General features: G+C 48.6%; 12 protein-coding genes. 4 read left to right on the top strand and 8 right to left on the bottom strand.

What is annotated here, in order from left to right:
• Nucleotides 1-7: 7 nt before the first annotated feature.
• Nucleotides 8-2,815 carry a M16 family metallopeptidase gene (locus K4H25_RS04450; protein WP_221022183.1) on the top strand — a complete coding sequence of 936 codons (2,808 nt, stop codon included), beginning with the start codon at nucleotides 8-10 and terminating at the stop codon, nucleotides 2,813-2,815.
• 143 nt (nucleotides 2,816-2,958) lie between these two features.
• On the opposite strand, the gene K4H25_RS04455 is transcribed toward K4H25_RS04450, so the two are convergent.
• From K4H25_RS04455 to K4H25_RS04465, 3 genes are all read right to left on the bottom strand, one after another.
• On the bottom strand, nucleotides 2,959-3,957 hold the full coding sequence (locus tag K4H25_RS04455) for an acyltransferase (protein ID WP_221022184.1): 999 nt from the start codon (nucleotides 3,955-3,957) through the stop codon (nucleotides 2,959-2,961).
• Nucleotides 3,958-4,282: 325 nt separating this feature from the next.
• Nucleotides 4,283-4,558: a YkgJ family cysteine cluster protein gene (locus K4H25_RS04460; protein ID WP_221022185.1), complete on the bottom strand. Its 276-nt coding sequence runs from the start codon at nucleotides 4,556-4,558 to the stop codon at nucleotides 4,283-4,285.
• Nucleotides 4,559-4,689: 131 nt separating this feature from the next.
• Nucleotides 4,690-8,508 (bottom strand): phospholipid carrier-dependent glycosyltransferase, encoded by a 3,819-nt coding sequence (locus K4H25_RS04465; protein WP_221022186.1) that lies wholly within the window; start codon nucleotides 8,506-8,508, stop codon nucleotides 4,690-4,692.
• Between the two features lie 486 nt (nucleotides 8,509-8,994).
• Here K4H25_RS04465 and K4H25_RS04470 point away from each other — a divergent pair, with 486 nt between their 5' ends.
• Complete coding sequence (locus tag K4H25_RS04470) at nucleotides 8,995-9,939, top strand: glycosyltransferase family 2 protein (protein ID WP_173533247.1); 945 nt, start codon at nucleotides 8,995-8,997, stop codon at nucleotides 9,937-9,939.
• Between the two features lie 105 nt (nucleotides 9,940-10,044).
• Nucleotides 10,045-10,449: a GtrA family protein gene (locus K4H25_RS04475; protein ID WP_221022187.1), complete on the top strand. Its 405-nt coding sequence runs from the start codon at nucleotides 10,045-10,047 to the stop codon at nucleotides 10,447-10,449.
• A 371-nt stretch (nucleotides 10,450-10,820) separates the two neighbouring features.
• Here the strand turns inward: K4H25_RS04475 and K4H25_RS04480 are convergent, their stop codons facing one another.
• From K4H25_RS04480 to K4H25_RS04490, 3 genes are all read right to left on the bottom strand, one after another.
• Complete coding sequence (locus tag K4H25_RS04480; protein WP_221022188.1) at nucleotides 10,821-11,219, bottom strand: YidB family protein; 399 nt, start codon at nucleotides 11,217-11,219, stop codon at nucleotides 10,821-10,823.
• A 135-nt stretch (nucleotides 11,220-11,354) separates the two neighbouring features.
• A complete protein-coding gene (locus K4H25_RS04485) occupies nucleotides 11,355-13,430 on the bottom strand; it encodes a putative bifunctional diguanylate cyclase/phosphodiesterase (protein ID WP_221022189.1) in 2,076 nt (691 codons plus the stop codon).
• Entirely contained in the window at nucleotides 13,417-14,364 is a 948-nt protein-coding gene (locus K4H25_RS04490; RefSeq protein ID WP_221022190.1) for an HDOD domain-containing protein, read from the bottom strand. The genes K4H25_RS04485 and K4H25_RS04490 overlap by 14 nt, the downstream gene beginning before the upstream one ends.
• 348 nt (nucleotides 14,365-14,712) lie before the next feature.
• On the opposite strand from K4H25_RS04490, the gene K4H25_RS04495 reads away from it, so the two are divergent.
• Entirely contained in the window at nucleotides 14,713-15,456 is a 744-nt protein-coding gene (locus K4H25_RS04495) for an LOG family protein (RefSeq protein WP_221022191.1), read from the top strand.
• 17 nt (nucleotides 15,457-15,473) lie between these two features.
• Here the strand turns inward: K4H25_RS04495 and hemG are convergent, their stop codons facing one another.
• Together hemG and K4H25_RS04505 are read right to left on the bottom strand one after the other, a co-directional pair.
• The gene (gene hemG, locus K4H25_RS04500) at nucleotides 15,474-16,016 is read right to left on the bottom strand and encodes a menaquinone-dependent protoporphyrinogen IX dehydrogenase (RefSeq protein ID WP_221022192.1); all 543 of its coding nucleotides are present in this window, start codon (nucleotides 16,014-16,016) and stop codon (nucleotides 15,474-15,476) included.
• Nucleotides 16,017-16,659: 643 nt separating this feature from the next.
• On the bottom strand, nucleotides 16,660-18,111 hold the full coding sequence (locus tag K4H25_RS04505; protein ID WP_221022193.1) for a S41 family peptidase: 1,452 nt from the start codon (nucleotides 18,109-18,111) through the stop codon (nucleotides 16,660-16,662).
• Nucleotides 18,112-18,118: the final 7 nt, after the last annotated feature.

Raw genomic sequence — 18,118 nt, forward strand, 5'->3', positions numbered from 1 at the left:
GGCTGTCATGAAAAAAACAAATCTACTATTTTTAGCTTTGCTTAGCGTAGCATCGCTGGCTAGTGCGGTAGAAAAACTACCGCCGATTCCGCATCTGCACCCCAGTGTCATCCAAGGGCAATTGCCCAATGGCCTGCGCTATTTAATCAAACCGATTGCGCCGCAAGCAGGGCAAGCCAGTGAAGTTGAGCTGCGTTTACTGGTCAATAGCGGCTCGCTCAGTGAAGCCAAAGACGAGCGCGGCGTTGCGCATTTGATCGAGCATATGGCGTTTAGACAGACTAAAAACTTTGGCAAAGACGAAGTTAAAGGTTTTTTTAATAGCAATGGCATGCGCTGGGGTAATGACAGCAATGCCTATACCAATATCGAAAGCACCAATTACTTTTTTAAAGTGAAGCCTGAGGCTTTAGATCGTGGCCTGCAATTAATGGCCGATTGGGCCAATGGTGACATTGTGTTTGATCCCGAAGAGTTGAAAACCGAGCGGCAAGTGGTGCTTGATGAGCTGAATCTGCGTAAAGGTGATTCTGTCAATTGGCAAAGTTTTTATTCGGTGTTGATTCCTGATGCGCCGCATTTAGAAAATATGCCGATTGGCTTTGAAGAAAATATCCGCGATTTATCGCCTGAACGCATTCAAGCGCTGCACCGCAAGCTGTATCAGCCGCAAAAAATGACTTTGGTGGTTGCGGGTGACGTGCCAAAAAATATCGAGCAAACCATCAAAACACTATTTGCTAAAGCGCCGATGGGCGATCAGGCCAGCCAATATCCGGCTTTGCCGCTGACGCCGAAAGTACGCAGCTACCGTGGCAATCCTTGGCCGCAAGATGAGCTGGCGGTGTCTTGGGGTTTTATGCAATCGCCAATCAGTGATGCACGGCAGGTTCAATTACAAAAAGTAGCGATGTTGGCCCTGTCGCAACGGCTGAGCAAGATGTCTACGCTGGAAAATGAACCGTTTGCCAGTGCATCGATGGCCGACTGGAGTGGCATTATCGGCCGCGAGTCATACTTGATCTTAAATGCGGTAGTCAGGGAGCAAAATCCAGGCGCCACACTCACGCAGATGTATCGAGAAATTCGCCGTGCGCGCGAATTTGGCTTAACGGCGGCTGAAGTAAAAGAAGCCATCGATACGTATGTGTTGGCGATGAAAAGTATTCCAGCGACAAATGAGGTTTGGGCCAATAGCTTAACGGGGTCGGCCAAAATGGGCGTTCCTGAATTATATGTCGCCGAGCAAAAGTCTATTTTTGATCCGGCAACGATCACACCACAAGCGGGTAATGCCGCGTTACAGCAAATTTTGACCACGCCCGATCAGGTTGCCATTTTAATTGGTAAGCCCGCAACGAAAGCAGCAAAGGACGATTATTACAGCTGGCATGACGATAAAGTGAACGCGATGATCGCGGCAGTGGAGACCGAGACTTTGCAAGCGCCGACGGCTGTTGTGGTAAAACCATTACTGGTCACAGAGCCGCAACGCGGCAAGGTGGTACAAACGAAAACCGAAAATGGCGCGACCGTTTGGACGCTGAGTAATGGCGTACAAGTCTTGGTTCGCCAGCAGCGTCTACCTGATGAACGCATTGGCATCAATGGTCGCTTTGCCGGCGGCGCATTGGCCTTGCCCAAAGAGTGGGGATTTGTTTCGCAGATGTTGCCAAAATACATGGCAACAGCAGGTGCAGGTGATTTAACTTCGGCTGAAATTGGGCAAGCCGTTCGTAATGAAGAATTGCAATTTCAACCAATGTTTGAAACCGCACAGCACGGCTTTGGTGGCATAGCTGCGGAACGCTCTTTGAAACCTTTAATGCAGCTGATTTACCTGAGTTTGGCGCAGCCGCGTAGCGATGATGCAGCCCGAATTAACTCGGCAGATCTGGCCATGAGTGGCTATTGGCCCAATGGCCCGGGATTTCTGCAAAACCTATACGGTGCAGGGTGGCCATATCGCGTTTGGGGTAGCCTGAGCGACTTTGAGATTACAACTGAAAAACTCGATCAGTTACGCGACCAGTTGTATGGCAACCCAGCACAGCTACGTATCGTGTTAACTGGCGTTACCGATATGGCGCAGGCCAAAGATTTGGTTGAACGCTATATCGCCAGCATTCCGCCAGCCAAGCCAACGGCAGTGACCTTGTTACCGAGCAAAATTGAACCGAAAGTCCAAGCTTTGTCGAGCACCGTGCTCAGTGAACGCTTGAAAGAGTCGCTGAAGACGTTTACGTTTCGTGATGATAAGTATACGGTCTGGAGCGTTGCACTGGATGGCGTGGAGTCCAATACCCAGAATGGATTCTTGCAAGAGGGCTTGAATGACGTGATCAAACAACGGTTATACAGGACATTGCGCGAGCAAGCGGGTGATTCATATGGGGTGCATACTAGGGGCGAAATGTCACCGTACTATGGACCAACACTAGGTTTTGAATACAGCGTATCGCGTGAAAAATGCGGTGAGGCTTTAGTGCTGGCCGCGCAGGAATTGCGAAAACTCAGTCAAAACTCAGTGACCGATGCCGAGCTCAAAGCGATGCATGAATTGATGCAAAAAGGCTTGGATAACGGCCCGAAATATCCTTACTGGTATGCGTATTCGCAGATGTTTCACTGGGTTTATAACCATGATTTGAGCTGGGTAAATCCAAAACCAGAGCAGATTTTGACCCGCGCTAACGTCGATGCCGCAGCCAAAAGCTGGTTTGTTCCAGAAAAATGGATTGTGGCTGCTGACGCTTGTAAAACCTTGCCCGATCTAACCGTGCTCGATCAAACGGTGACTGCGGCTAGTCATTAACATCCGCAAAAAATAAAGCCACTGCCAGATTGATTGCAGTGGCTTTTTTTATTGGCCGCAATGGCGCTGCGGCGCGGTAGCGATTCTAAGCTGCGTTAAATAAAACATCGCCTGTGGGGCGTTCACGCTGCAGTATTACGGTATTAAATCACTCGCTTTAGGTGGGGCACTGTATTAATGAGCCAAGCAGTAATTAAAGACAAACTAAAAACAACAACAGTGATAGCGGGAATTGAGACTAAAGGATGAAAATTGAGCGGGCCGTAACCAGCAGAATTAATTATATTAATTACTATTGGATGTATTAGATAAACGCCTAGCGTTAATGCGGCTATTTTTTTAGTAAACGCCATACTGCCAATCGGCTTGGTTAATTTCTTAAGTAGATAAAAAGCACTGATCGACATAGGAATTACGGTAACACTTAAATAATGATAAAAATATAGCCCAGCCTCTAAACCTTCTTTTGTTGCAACAACATAACATCCTGCCGCAGTCAAAATAACCGATGCAAGAAATACACCCCATAAAATAGGACTTGGATAGTTACTCTGGTCTTCCTTGATTAAATAACCAAGAAAGAAGTAGGGTATGTAAGATAGAAACCAGTTAATAAAAATATTAGATTCTGGCAATAAAAAGCTGTTTAATGCTGACAGGGTTAATGTTAATAAAATAAGGATTGAAATTTCATTTTTTGATGAGTTTGCAACTATTTTTCTGAAAAATGGCGTAAACAAATAGAGAATGATGATCATATACAGAAACCACATATGATAATACGGACGGCCAGATAAAATGATCTGAGCCCATTCTAAGATTGGCAGGGGCTCACCTTGGATAGGGTTTTGCCAGTTGGCAAAAAGCAAGAAAAAAGCCGACCAAAAAATAAGTGGTATTAATATCCGTGACAATCTTTTTAAGTAAAAAGTTTTTAAGTCTTCTTTTTTGCTTGGGTCAAGTAATAATGCACCACTAATCATGACAAACACTGGAACGCACCATCTAACGAGCGAATCATAAAAATTGCCAATCCACCAATGGGTGGTGCCAATATCACTTTGAATCACAACGCGCGCTGAAATGTGTAAAAGTACTACTGCAAAAATTGCGATTATTCTTGAATTGTCCAGCCAAACCATAAATCACTCCAAGGGTGCTCTCACACCTTTATTTTCAAAATTGATACCCATCGTTGATGACTTCCGAGCTAACTTAAATAATGCCGACTCGGCTTCGAAATTTCATTGCGCACATGTCGCTTTTCGCTGCAATAAACCTGATGATGGCTAGTTTTTAGCAGACCCAGTAAGAATTGGCTTACCCACAAAGGTTTTCTGAGCCAGCGCTGTTGGTGCGATTAGCGCCGCGTAATCGCCCGCATCAAATACTACTGGGGCACGCGGCGATGCCATTGATTTCGCTGTGCTGTATCGGAGCTATAGCAGCCATTATTTTGATGCGTCATTAGCGCGGCAGATTTTGCGGCGCGGTGGCGATTTCAAGCTGCGTTAAATAAAACATCGCCTGCGCTGTATTCTCGCCGCACATTTCTGCTGACGGTTGCAGCCCAGCGCAGACGGCTGGGCGCTCTGGCTGGCCAAAGATTTTGCAGGCTAGATTTTCGTCGAGTTGAATGCACGGCACTCCGGCGGGCTTGCCATTGGGCATGCCGGGAATCGGGCTAGAGATAGAAGGGGCGGTGCAGCAGGCGGCACACAGGGGGCGGCATTGAAAAGTCATGGCGCGATTTCATCGTATTTGCCGTGATTGGGCAAGGATTATTACTTACCATGGTTTTGCTGGTGGGCGCTTCGTCGTTTTAGCCCGCCACTAAAAAACGACCCGAAGGTCGTTTTTTATTAGCTGAGCTTTTAGAAATACAAAGCAATCGGTCCGTGGCTGATGAATTCGAGCCAGCCACGGGGGACGGGTAGGCCGCTGATGGCGGGGAAGTAGGCGATAAACAGGATCAGGGCGACGCCAAAGACACTCCACGGCAGATATTTGGCCCAAGTGCGGTTGGCGTTGTTGAGCTGTACGGTTTGCAGCAGCCACACCAGCGCCAAAATAATGAACGGTACCGAGGCAAAAAAGTGATAGATAAACACCAATTTGCGCGGGATGACCGCCCAAGGTAAAAACTGCGCCAAGCCGGCAATCAGGATAAAGCCCATCGCCATTTTTTGCTGTGCGCTCAGCGTCCAGAGTGCGGCGCTGGTTTTGGCATTCGCCAGCAGCATTCTCCAGCCGAGCAGCACTAAAAACGCCAAGGTGCCCAAATACCAAGTGATTGGGTTGCCAAAAGCAATAATGGTTGAGACTTTGGCTGGCCCCGTCCATTCGCTGCCGCCGTAATACCACATTGGTTTAGCCATTGTCGGCCATTCATACCAGAACGAGCTAAAGGGGTGGGTGGCTTTTAGCTGGCTATGGTATTGCAACATGCTGCTTTGGTTAGCGAGCATACCGCCAATACCTTGGCCAGTGGCTTGCATGAGCGGAATATACGCGGCGGTATAAATCAGTAGCGGAATCACAATAAACCCCAGTACCGAAACCAAAAGCGTTTGGATCAGCCATTGTGTATAGCCGCGCTGATCAGGTAGCGCCGGCGGCAATTGGCGCGCGACTTGGGCTTGTCGCCACAGATGCCAAGTATAAAGTGCCGCAAGGCCAACGCCGTGATACAGCACAATCCATTTACTGGCCGCACCTAGGCCAAACATCGTGCCGCACAGTAAGAGCGACTTGATATCGGTTTGCCAGTGGTTTTTGGCGGGCTCGCTTTGCATAAAGCGCAACATCCAATACGCGCTGGCGAGGATGAAAAACACGCCATAGGTGTCAATGGTGGCAATACGCGTTTGCGTGAAATGCATAAAATCGACGGCCAACAACGCGGTGGCCAACAGTGCAAATGGCTCGGAGCGTAATAACCGCCGCGATAGGCCAAAAAACACCGGCAGCATCAAAATCCCAAAGGTCACGCCCATAAAGCGAAAGCCAAAAGGATTCATGCCAAAAATGGCCACGCCGATGGCGATGATGATTTTACCCAAAGGTGGGTGGGTGTTTTCGGTGGCGTCAATGCCTTGCAGGATTTCCCAAGCGCTGTGCGCGTGATACACCTCGTCAAAATACATGCCATTGAGCGCAGTCGATTGCGTGGCGGTTTTGTCTTGTTCATCAATCAAGGCATTGGCTTGGCTTGGACCGCTGATTTGCTGTAGCGCGAGTAATTGCCCTTGATGGTCGCGCAGCGCCAGCTCGTTCATTTGCAAGGCGCCGGTGCTGAGGTTGACCTTCAAATAGCGCGCCGCCAGATTGGCGGGCACGCTGCGCCAGCGAAATTCGGCGAAGCGATTATCCACAATAATCCCGGTGCTGTTCACCCAGTTTTGCCCATCTGTCGACCAAGCGAGCGCATATTCACCTGTGCCTAAACCATGGTGGTATTGCACGCTAGCCACCGATTTAATTTGGCCCAAGTCATATACTGCCGAGTCCGTGCCAATATGGGGCTGCCAGAATTTTTGCGGCGAAGCAAAATTGCCCAGATAGGTAAAGGCGGCAATGCTGTACAGCAGGCAAATCCCAGCCAAGGCCAACCAAGCAGAGCGGCTCACCGGCGCTAGCGGTAATGGCTCGCATAGATCAGCGCGGGGCGACTGCGGTAGTGCTTGATCGGCGGTATCGAGTGATTCAGTTTGATCGGTATCAGTATCGGTTTTGATTTGGCCACGCCAAAAAATATCGTAGCCAATGCGCAAGGTTTGGATCAGTAAAATCACATTCACCAAGCTGCATAGCAGCATAAAGCCGTTGCTATTGGGGACTTGCGAGCTTTGTAGCCGCGTCATCATATCGAGCGTGATCAGCGTATTGGCAAAGGTGCTTAAGCTGGCGGTGATGGCCAACCACAGCACGCGTTTGTCACCGATGACCAAAAATGCCGTTAAACCCATAAAGGCAGCTGGGAATAAATAGCGCTCGTGCATTTTGGGGCCAAGCACGAAAAACAGTACAAAAATGGCAAAAGCGCCATACAAGAATCGGCCAGTGGCTGGGCCGCGTTGCGGGCTGGCGATCACGCCCCAGCAGACGGCAGCCAAGGCGCTTAATGTCAGCACCCAAGCCCAAGTACTCACTTGCAAACCAAGCAATAGCGTTTCATTGGGCAGCCAATTTTGTCCCAGCAGCGCGTAAAGATTAAACGCATTCAGCGTGAGGTAGTTGTAGCTGGCCAGCGTGCCGCCATAGAGACTGAAAATCCACAAGGGTTCGCGTGAAATGGTAAACGGCAGTGACAGCAAAACAAAAGTGCCGACGGCGGCTGCGAGTGCTTTGAGCTGTAAAGTTCGATCACGCAGCGACAATAGCGCGATTAAGGCAATTGGCCCGACCAATAAAGCCTGCGGCTTAAACAGCACAGCAACGGCGTATAAACTGGCCGCCAAGACGATGCGGCGACGCTCGAGCATTAAAAATGACGCGGCTAAAATCAGCGTAAAAATACTATCGACCTGTCCCCAAAATGCGGATGTGACGATGGCTAAAGGGTTGAGTAACCATAACAGCGCCGCGATCAGCGCCCATGCGCGATGCTGCTCGCGCGCCACGTAAAGTAAAAACACCACCCCGGCAATATCGGCCAGCATGGCTGGCATTTTGAGTAATACCAAAAATCCCGGCGTGCCGTAATGAATGCCAAAGTTGTTGGAGATCGCGCCAACCAGCCACAGTACGGTGATATAGCCGGGTGGATAATCGGCAAAATAACCCGGCTGATAAAAGCCAGCAAAGCCTCGGCTATACATATCGAGCGCCCATGCGCTAAATGTGCCAACGTCTTGGGTGTAGCCAAGGTATGACCCCGCGCCCCACGCTTTAGCCAAAATCACTAGGGCGATTAAAGCCAGTGCGGGCGCAGTTTGCTGCCAAGAGCGAGTACCATCGGCCAACGTAGCAAAGGGTTGATTGAGTGCGCTGCGGTTTTGGATGGCGAGCCATGCTAAGAGTAAAAAAGCCAAGCTGGCGCCAATGACCACGCTATTGACCAGCGCGGCAGAAGGGCTAGATGAGACCGCTGGTGCAGGCGGTGGTGGCGTAAAGCTGATGATTTTTGCGCCCGCTGGCGGCTCGCTTTGGCTTAGACTCAGATCGTCAAACCAGGCGGTGCCGGTAGCTAAGCTGCCGTAAAACCCCAGCCGAGCGGCGACTTTGATTTCTTTTTGCTCGGGGCCGGTTTTGCCCCAAGCGACGATTTGTTGCCAGTCTTGATCGCCTTTGATATCGCCAACAAATTCCATTGCATCAATGACGCTCAGATTAGCGCCAGTTTTGACTTCATTGGGAATACCGGCGGTTTTCACCCAGCCCGATAGTCGATACCAGGTATTGGGTTCAACCGGCACGGCTTGGGTGAGTTTGCCATCATCGCCTTGCGGCAGGCTGATTTTGAGCGCTGCGCTGCCGCTATGGCTGACCGTGGTATCGCGGCTAGCCTGACTGGCGGGCTCGCCTTGCGTCCAATGATCAAAAGTCCAGCCAGCGGCACCGCCCGATGGGCTCGTCGTTTCGGCGTCGGCATTGTGCAATAAATTGGCCGCAGTTTCGGCATGCGCAAGGCTGCTGAGGATTGGGAGTAATAATCCCAGCAGAATAATCATCGCCCATTGGCGGGCTAGCATAGGTGCAGCAGATCGAGGCATGTCAGGCTGACTCAGTTTCAAGCAAAGTGAGCACTATAGCGACTCTGAATCCTTACGCCTAGCGCGGCATTCAGAATCATTTGGCGTTAATCGCTGGTCATCATGGCGGAGAAACAGTGCTTTTCTTACAAAATGAAGCCAGCTATGGTTTGGCTGCGATACTGCAGTGCAATATCGACGGCGCTATATTAGTGAACGCTAAAGCGTTTGCTGGCTTGGCTTTGTCGTGTAATTGCATCACTCTGAGTGACTGACTCGCTGAAAACAAAACCACAGCTCAGCTTGAGGTGAACTGGGCTTTCCAAGGTCTCGGTGATGCTGTAAGGTTGTGAGTCGTTGGTCAGACAATATAAAAATTATAAATAGCTTTAGCGGCTATTGGCGTTTAGTTTTCTGCCGCGCTGGCGCGGCTGGAAAAATGCCAACAGACCCGAGGCTGAGCGCCATCCGAGCGCAGGAGGGGACATGCAACAACGTTTATCTGTGGTTATTCCGTGTTACAACGAAGAAGAAGTCATTGCCGAAACGCTGCGGCGTTTGGCCGAGTTTCGCGCCATGGTTGTCGATATGGATTGCGAGTTTATTTTTGTCGATGACGGCAGTAAAGATCGAACTCGCGCCTTATTACTCGCCGCACAGGCCGAAAATCCAGAAATGCGGGTGATTGGTTTTGCGCGTAATTTTGGTCATCAAACTGCGGTTACTGCAGGTATTGATGCCGCTAGCGGTGATGCGGTGGTGTTAATCGACGCCGATTTGCAAGATCCACCGGAAGTCATTAGTGAAATGATCGCCTTATGGCGTAATGGTTATCATGTGGTGTATGGCACGCGGGTTGATCGTCCCGGCGAATCGGCGTTTAAGCTGATTACTGCCAGAGCATTTTATCGGGTGCTCAATCAACTCTCAGACGTGCCGATTCCGCTGGATACTGGCGATTTTCGTTTAATGGATAGGCAGGTGGTCGAGGTGCTCAAAGCCATGCCTGAGCGCGATCGCTTTGTGCGCGGCATGGTGAGCTGGGTGGGGTTTAAACAGGTGGCCTTGCCTTATCGCCGTGCCGAGCGTTTTGCTGGCGAGAGTAAATATCCACTGCGCAAAATGGTGCGTTTTGCTACCGACGGCATTTTGTCTTTTTCAACTAAGCCGCTGCAGCTATCGATCACGATTGGTTTAGTCGCTTCATTTTTGGCCTTGATCGGGATTATCAATACGCTGATCGTGCGTTTAACCACCACCGATTGGGTGGCCGGTTGGGCTGAGATTATGGTGGCGATTCTGTTTATCGGCGGGGTGCAATTGCTGTGCATTGGGATTTTGGGGGAGTATATCGGGCGGATATATAACGAAATAAAACGCCGTCCTTTATACGTGGTGCAAGATCGCATTGGTTTTCCACCGAAAGAATAATGTTGAGTTCTTGCAGCCTTGTCTCGCCTGGTCGTGCTCGATGTACGGCCTAAGGCTTGCACGGCCTGCCAAACCATATTGCACCAGCACTTATTGGGTTAATCGATGCACAACACGGTAAAAAAATTTTTCATCTTTGCCGCTGTGGGGGTTTGCGGTACGGCGATTCAATATTTGGTGCTGTGGTTGGGCGTTGAATTATTGGCGCTCAAAGCGGCCGTGGCATCGGGTATTGGTTACGCGCTGGGCTCGGTGGCGAATTATTTATTAAATTACTTTTTAACCTTTAAGCAGCACGGTCAGCCGCATCGAGAAGCCATCAGTAAGTTTTATACCATTACCGGTATCGGCTGGTGTATCAATACGGGCTTGATGGCGATCTTGGTTGGGCATTGGCTTTGGGGGTATTGGCCAGCGCAATTATTAGCCACGGCGGTAGGTTTGCTGTGGAATTTTAGTGGCAGCCATTGGTGGGCATTTCGGCAGAAGCAAGTAGGGGGTATTGATTAGTTGGCATTGTAGAATATAGCTTAGAGTTATATACCCACGTATTTTTTGCTCTTTTGATTCGGTGTTGATGGTTTTAAGTGCCTGCGGTATGACTAATGCCGTTCACTTAAGCCAAGTGAGCGGCATTTTTTTCTCGATCTCATTGCTGGTGTCGCTTTTGACGCCAAGGTGCCGAGAAAATCAATCGAAAAACTCTGAATTTCCTCCGCGCCTCCGCGCCTCTGCGTCAGGTTTTCAGGGTTTATCGTTAAGTGAACTGTATTTCTACGGTATGACGGTTTATAGAGCGTTGCGCTTGCGAGATTTTTTGTAATTTGCCCGCCAGATTGGCGGGCAAATTTTTAGCTGCTTCGTTTTGTTATCAGTGGCAATCAACCAAATAGTTTACCTTTGATTAAATTCATTGCCGCACCCATGACATCGGTGTTGCCAGCTTCGATTTGGCCATTTGGCGTTAAGCTATCGATTAATTGTGGCAATAGGCTCGAGATTTGTCCTGCTGCAGTGGCTGGGTCAATACCTAATTTGTCGGCGATGCCAGCGACGGTTTCGTTACCGAGCACCGCTTCAATTTGCTCGCTGGAGATCGGTAGATTTTGACCGCTGGCGACCCATGATTGGGCGATTTCACCTAAACCGCCATTTTGAAATTTTTCCACCACGCCAGCAACGCCGCCTTGTTGTTCAAGTAAGGTGCTGAGCATGCCCATTGTGCCTTCGCTATTGCTGCCACCGAGAAATTGACCAGCTAAAGAATCGAGTAAACCCATGATATTTTCCTATGAAAGTAAGGGGGAGAAGCGCTCTGCGCAGATTGAGCTTGCGACTTATTCTTAGGGAGGGGATTGATAAAAACAAGTTAAATTTTAGATTCGCGATGTTGGAGTTGGCCAATAGCGGGGAATCTATCGTGTTTGATTGGGCTGAAATTGTTCAAGATTGCGTGTAAATAAAACGGCAAATTCATCGGCAGGAATGGGCCGGCTTAATAGATATCCTTGAATTTGATCACACGCCGTTTTTTGTAAAAAGCTTAATTGATCCGCGGTTTCTACCCCTTCAGCAATCAGTCGTAAATTCAAGCTACTGGCAATGCCGCAAATGGCGTTCACAATCCCCGCGCTGCCAGGATTATCCGGCAGACCACGAATAAAGCTTTGATCGATTTTAAGGTAGTCGAGGGTAAATCGTTGTAAATACGATAAATTGGAATAACCCGTCCCAAAGTCGTCAAGCGCTAAAGAAAACCCGGCGGCTTTTAGATTCAGTAAGAGACTGAGTGTCGCTTCGTCGTTTTTCATCAGCATGGATTCAGTGAGTTCTAGCTCGATACGTTGGGCTTGAATCTGATGCTGTTTTAGTTTGTTTAATAACAGATCAGTTAAATTGATTTTAAATTGTTGCGCCGATAAATTGATCGATAAACGATTGAGCTCGATTCCGGCTTGATCCCATTGCGCTAATTGCCCAATGGCTTCGGACAGCACCCATTCGCCAATCTGTACGATCAGCCCAGTTTCTTCGGCAAAAGGGATAAATTCAGCTGGCGATATAAAGCCACGGCTTGGATGTTGCCAGCGAATCAATGCTTCTGCGCCTACAATCCGGGTATTTTGCGTGTTGTATTGCGCTTGGTAAAAAAGTTTTAATTCGTTGCGCTCTAAGGCGTGGTGCAATTCGCTAGATAGTTTTAAACGCGCCATCGAGCGTTGATTCATTTCGGGGGAATAAAACAATAAATCTTGCTGCGCTTGCTTACCACGATGCAAGGCCACTGCGGCTTGATTGATGAGTTTTTCGGCATCGCGACCATCGTCGGGGTAAATACTGATGCCGATATACGCTTTGAGCAGTAGTTCTTCTTCTGAGAGCAGAAAAGGCTGACTAATTCGAAGTAAAACCCTTTGCGCCACCATCGCGGCATCATCACGGTGGCGAATATCAAATAAGCCAATATAAAACTCATCGGCCGCAAAGCGCGAAACTACGTCTTCATCGCGTAAGCTGGCACGTATTCTTTGGCCAACTTCGATTAAGACTTGGTCGGCGGCGGTATGGCCAAAAGAGTCGTTTAGCGCTTTAAAACGGGCAATGTTAAAGCATAATAAAGCCCCATGATGGTGGTTGCGGCGCGCCTCGCTCAAGGCTTGCTCAAGCAAGGTAAAGAGCATGGTGCGATTGGGGAGGTTGGTTAGTGGGTCAAAATAAGCCAAGCGATGCAATTGGGCTTCGGCGTGTTTTTTTTCAGTCAGGTCGGAAAAAATTGCAAAATAATGCGTTAAATCGCCGCGTTTGTTTCTGACTCCGCTGATGGCCAAATGAATTGGATAGCGCTCACCCGAGGCGCGTTCATCCCAGAGTTCACCTTCCCAATGGCCAATTCGTTCAAGTAAATCGTACATTTGCTGCAAGAAGGACGATTCTCTTTGTTGCGCCAGCATAAAGCTGGGGAGTTGCCCTAGGGTTTGCTCTAGTTTTCGCTCAGTAATGTGGTGATACGCTGCATTACAGCCAACACAGCTAAAGCGTAAATTGGTAATCACAATCGCATCAGGGGCTTGCTCTAGAATGTGGCTATACAGCTTATTTTTTTCTTCGACCGCTAATTGTTCGGTGATATCGGTCAGGTAACCAATCATGCGGATTGGTTTGTGCTCGTCATTGCGAATGAGGGTGAGGTGAATATTGGCCCAGAATACCGCGCCATTTTTTTTGCGCCGCAAAACTTCCATTTGCGCGTGACCGCTCATCATCACCGCATCAATTAGTTCACTGTCATCGCCACTTTCATCGGCATACAGCATCAAAATATGCTTGCCAAGTACATCGTCGGCACAGTAGCCAAACAGTTGTTCAGCGCCTTTATTCCAGCCGGTAATATAGCCTTGTAAATCGAGGGTAATTAAAGACGCCGCCAGATCATTAACGATCAAGCTGCTGGGGCCAAGTTCATTGAGTGTCGACACGTTACAGCGACTCACGTACTAAGCGATGCACCCAAGCAATGGCTTGAATTTCGCTATTGATCCATTTTGTTTGCTTGGCTAGTAAGGGCGCAATCAAGGCATGCTCTGTGTCTCCGGCCTCAAGCGCGCTCAATTGGACTAAGGCGGCACCCAAAATACCATCACCCGCAATTAACGCTGAACGTAAATGCTCATCCAGTGGCAGCGGGGCCAATAATTGCTGCAAGGGTTCACCAAATAGTCGATCCAGCAGGGATAGCATGCCGCATAAAAAAGCTTCATCGGCTTGTATATTGCCAAGCCAGCCTTGTTCGGCCCATTGCGCCATGCGTTTACCACGCAGCGCTGCGGCAATCAGTAATGCCGGTTTGCCGCTTTCGCCATATTGTTCGGCATAGATCAGCAGCTGTAGCCAACGTTGTAGTTGGCGCCGACCCAATAGGGTAATGGCTTGGCGGATGCTGCGCGCGGGCGTGGCGTTCCCCATCCCGACTGAGTTAACTAGGCGTAGCAAATTCAGCATCAGTTGTGGGGCTTTGGCCAATGCGGTTTCAAGTTGAGCGATTTCTGCATCGCTAACAATCAAACTGAGTACTTCTAGTAGTACAGGGCGGCTTGGATTGCTGGTGCTGCTTGGATTCGATGCTTCGGTAAACCATGGTCCGCAAACGGCATCATGCGGGTTAAGTTGGCTTAAGCTTGCAGTATGCTGCACGTTGAAATGTAAATGTCCGCCTTGTGGTAGTGCAATACCCTGTTCGTCGCGTATTAAGGCTATCAATGGGGATGGGAGTGGTGCTGCAGTATCATCGAGAAGCATACATGGCAGGCTCAGTAATTCGTAGCTATGACAGGCCTCGCTGAGCGCATCGGCATCGTGTTGTGCGTGATGGGCAAAGAGTCCGATCCAATTTTGCTGCGTGTCCCAAACTAGCTCAAAAAAAATCATCGACTGTGTTCTCAAGAAGGTGTTTTTTTAAGGCTAGGACTTGGATCTACTTACGGCAAGATTTACTTTTTTGAATTTTACTTTTGTTTTTATTTACATCGAGTGGTAGATTCTAAAGGCTTTATTGGATTGCAAGCTGTTGAATTATGGGAATTAGATTTTCTTTGCCCATATGCAGTGCGTCGGCTTGCAACAGAGTGTGCGTATGCTGTATTGCTAATGACCTTGTACAATGGATGTGAGCAAGGTAGTGCAGTGCGGCTCTGTTTTTAGCGCCTGCAATGAGCGACTTTCAATCTAAGATCAAAGCGTCTGTAGCCTGATGGCGCGTAACTGAAGTGACTCATCATGATTAATGAATATAACAAACCCATCGGCACGATTGACGATGAAGAGGCGCTGGATATTGTGGGTTCAGCGGTTTTAAAACTTTGGGATGCGGTGGATGATTTATCGCGCCTGCGGCCAGCGCATACGCCGGATTATCATGTGACGATTTTTGGTTCGGCACGTATTGAAGATAATACGCCAGCGTATGAAGCGGTGAAGCAATTGGCTTCGCAATTGGCGGCGATGGGCTGCCATATTGTAACCGGCGGTGGACCGGGCTTAATGCAAGCGGCCAATGAAGGCGCCAGTCAAGGTGCCCCCAATAAGCCTGAGGCTTCGGTGGGGATTCGGATTGATTTGGATTTTGAGCAGAATGTGAACGATTTTGTTGGGCGTGTATTTGAACATAAAACGTTTTTCTCGCGCTTACATCATTTTATTATGCGCTCGAATGCGTTTATTGTGACGCCCGGTGGCATTGGTACTTTGCTTGAATTGTCGATGGTCTGGCAATTGATTCAGGTACGTAAGCTCTACGATACGCCGATTATTTTAGTTGGCGAAATGTGGCACGAGCTGGTGGATTGGGCACAACACCATATGGTCGACAATAACGCCGGTTTAGCCAGCGCCGTTGATATGCAAATTCCGATCGTGGTTGATTCGATCGAAGACGCAGTGCAGTTGATTCGTGAGCATCATGCGCGATGGCAAAAAATCGATGGTGAGTTCAAGCAAATTCGAACTTCACCACCGCGTTAATCTTCAGCGCCAAACTGCTACAGCGGTTTGGCGTTTGTGTTTTGTTCTTGTTGAATATAGCGACTCACTGTGCCTGCAAATTCGGTAACGTGTTGCCAATTGGTGTATTCAACGCAGCATTTTCCATCACTAGGCCCACCAGTCATTTTCATGATCAAGCGCATCATTTGCCGATCTAACCAGCCATAACGTGGGTAATCCAGTCGACCCGCAACGGACAATGCTGCAAAAGGCTGCAGATGATATTGCGCTAAGAGTTTTTTTAAATAGCCATTGGGCGTGCCATCGCCTTTGCGGGCATTTAAGCTCACAGAAATAATGGCCAATGGCGCAAGCAGTGTATTGTGCTCAAAAAACTGTTGAACTTCGGCATGATGCCGACCATAGCGAACTGAAGCGACGACGATAATCGCCTGCCAGTTTTGGGCCATATTGGGAGGGTATTTTAAGTCGGCAAGTTCGCAATGCAAGGCTTGCAGCGCTAAATGTTGCTGCACCGTTTGCGCGATGTGCTTGGCTTGTCCATCGCGGCTGGCATAAAGAATTAAAGTCGGTTTCATTCACATAAGTATAAATGACGCGACGCCGCGCGATATTGAGCGGAATCAGATGGGCTCGTTAGCGTCGCCTCATTTTGATTGGTGTTGATTCGCGAGATGGATGCTGCTTTTGCGCTGCAGTGTTTTTTTGTCGCGGGGGTGGCACTGAGAAATAAGCAATAATTTTTGGTTTATATAAATTCGAGATCTATTCGATCAAAGTAAAGAACTTTTTGTTTTGGTGGTAAAAATACAACGCACTCAGGTTTTGAGTCGCGTATTATTCAACACATGGAATGCGCCTTGAACACGCTACCAAAAGATATAACCATCGAATGCCCCGTACTGAACAACGGGGCATTTTTACGTGCGTGGGTTTATTTTCTGGGTAAAAAATAAACTTGATTTGCGCATTTATGCAGTTAGACTCTGTATATTAGTACACTCTAATTGTGGCAAAAATGCAGAGAAGAGATAGTTGTTGCTCGGTATGATGATCTCAGGTTAACGCTTTGAACACGTTGACCGATACGAGAGTAAGGCCCCAATGCCCCGTACTGAACAACGGGGCATTACTCCATCTGAATGCCAGATTCGTTGTGTATATTGACCATATTGACGAAAAAAAAGCCACTCAATTGAGTGGCTTTTTGCTGGTCGCGTATTATTTTTTCGCGCTGGGCTTTTCTTTATTAAGCATTAATTGCTGTACTTTGAGTACATTGAGTGCCTGCTGCAATTGGAAGTCAGATTTTGATACCAATTCGCGCGGGTTTTCATCCGGATCAATACCGCTGGCATTGAGTTTGGCTGGCTTTTTGATTTCCGTTTTAACGACCGCTGGCGTGGCTTCAGTTTTGCCGGCGTCTTTATCACTTGGATTATCTAAATGCTTGCCCAGATCGGATTCTCGCAAGCGTAAGCCAAAGTCTTCTTTACCATTGAGTGTCGCGTCTTCGACGATGATATCAGGGGTAATGCCCTTGGCTTGAATCGATCTGCCGTTTGGCGTGAAATACCGTGCAGTAGTTAGCTTGAGTGCACTCTTGGCATCGATTGGCAGAATCGTTTGTACTGAGCCTTTACCAAAAGTTTGCGTGCCAACCACTAAAGCGCGTTTATGGTCTTGCAAAGCGCCTGCGACAATCTCAGAGGCCGAGGCTGAGCCTCCATTGACCAGCACCACCAGTGGCACATTTTTGGCGTCAGCAGGTAGATCTTTGAAAAAGTCTTTTTTGCTATCGCGCTGATAAAATTGCGGATTCGCTGTTAAGCGAATTTTAGAATCGGCAACACGACCTTCGGTGTAAACGACCAATGCATCTTTTGGTAAGAATGCGGCCGAAACCCCCACTGCGCCATCGAGCAAGCCACCTGGATCATTGCGTAAATCCAACACAATACCTTTGAGTGGTGCTTTGTTTTCTTTGTAAAGCGCCTCAATGGCTTGGCCCAGATTTTCGCTGGTATGTTCTTGGAATTGTGTTACGCGGATATAGCCATACCCAGGTTCTGCCAGCTTGTATTTAACCGATTGCACTTTAATAATCGCGCGTTTTAGCGTCACGACGATGGGCTTGCTTTCGCCTTTTCTGAGCAAGGTGAGGGTAACCGGCTCGCCGACTTTACCGCGCATTTTGGCAACAGCTTCGTTGAGGGTTAAACCTTGCACTTGGGTATCACCAATTTTGGCAATAAAGTCACCCGGCTTTACGCCAGCACGGTAGGCGGGTGTATCTTCGATTGGCGAAACCACGCGCACCAAGCCGTCTTCCATATTGACTTCGATGCCTAAGCCGCCAAATTCGCCTTGGGTATTGACTTTGAGTTCTTTGAACGCCGCTTCATCAAGGTAGCTTGAGTGCGGATCGAGTCCAGCAACCATACCTTTAATGGCTTCATTAATGAGCTTTTTATCTTCAACTGGCTCGACATAACTTTGTTTAATAACGCCAAAAACGGTTGAGAATGCGCGAAGCTCATCAATCGGCAAGGGGTTGCTTACTGAATCCTTGTCTGCCGAGGCATTAAATGAAAGGCTGAGAGCTACGCCGAGGCCAGCGCCTGCAGCGAGAAGGCTGACTTTTTTCCAGCGACTGTAAGGCTTGTGCGACATCCGATTA

The sequence above is a fragment of the Deefgea piscis genome, assembly GCF_019665785.1.
Classification (GTDB): domain Bacteria; phylum Pseudomonadota; class Gammaproteobacteria; order Burkholderiales; family Chitinibacteraceae; genus Deefgea.

Excerpts from the sequence above, each read along its gene's own strand:
- K4H25_RS04460 (WP_221022185.1), bottom strand. The coding sequence starts at position 4,558 with ATGACTTTTCAATGCCGCCCCCTGTGTGCCGCCTGCTGCACCGCCCCT.
- hemG (WP_221022192.1), bottom strand. The coding sequence starts at position 16,016 with ATGAAACCGACTTTAATTCTTTATGCCAGCCGCGATGGACAAGCCAAG.
- K4H25_RS04505 (WP_221022193.1), bottom strand. The coding sequence starts at position 18,111 with ATGTCGCACAAGCCTTACAGTCGCTGGAAAAAAGTCAGCCTTCTCGCT.
- K4H25_RS04495 (WP_221022191.1), top strand. The coding sequence starts at position 14,713 with ATGATTAATGAATATAACAAACCCATCGGCACGATTGACGATGAAGAG.
- K4H25_RS04480 (WP_221022188.1), bottom strand. The coding sequence starts at position 11,219 with ATGGGTTTACTCGATTCTTTAGCTGGTCAATTTCTCGGTGGCAGCAAT.
- K4H25_RS04475 (WP_221022187.1), top strand. The coding sequence starts at position 10,045 with ATGCACAACACGGTAAAAAAATTTTTCATCTTTGCCGCTGTGGGGGTT.
- K4H25_RS04465 (WP_221022186.1), bottom strand. The coding sequence starts at position 8,508 with ATGCTAGCCCGCCAATGGGCGATGATTATTCTGCTGGGATTATTACTC.
- K4H25_RS04490 (WP_221022190.1), bottom strand. The coding sequence starts at position 14,364 with ATGATTTTTTTTGAGCTAGTTTGGGACACGCAGCAAAATTGGATCGGA.
- K4H25_RS04470 (WP_173533247.1), top strand. The coding sequence starts at position 8,995 with ATGCAACAACGTTTATCTGTGGTTATTCCGTGTTACAACGAAGAAGAA.
- K4H25_RS04455 (WP_221022184.1), bottom strand. The coding sequence starts at position 3,957 with ATGGTTTGGCTGGACAATTCAAGAATAATCGCAATTTTTGCAGTAGTA.
- K4H25_RS04450 (WP_221022183.1), top strand. The coding sequence starts at position 8 with ATGAAAAAAACAAATCTACTATTTTTAGCTTTGCTTAGCGTAGCATCG.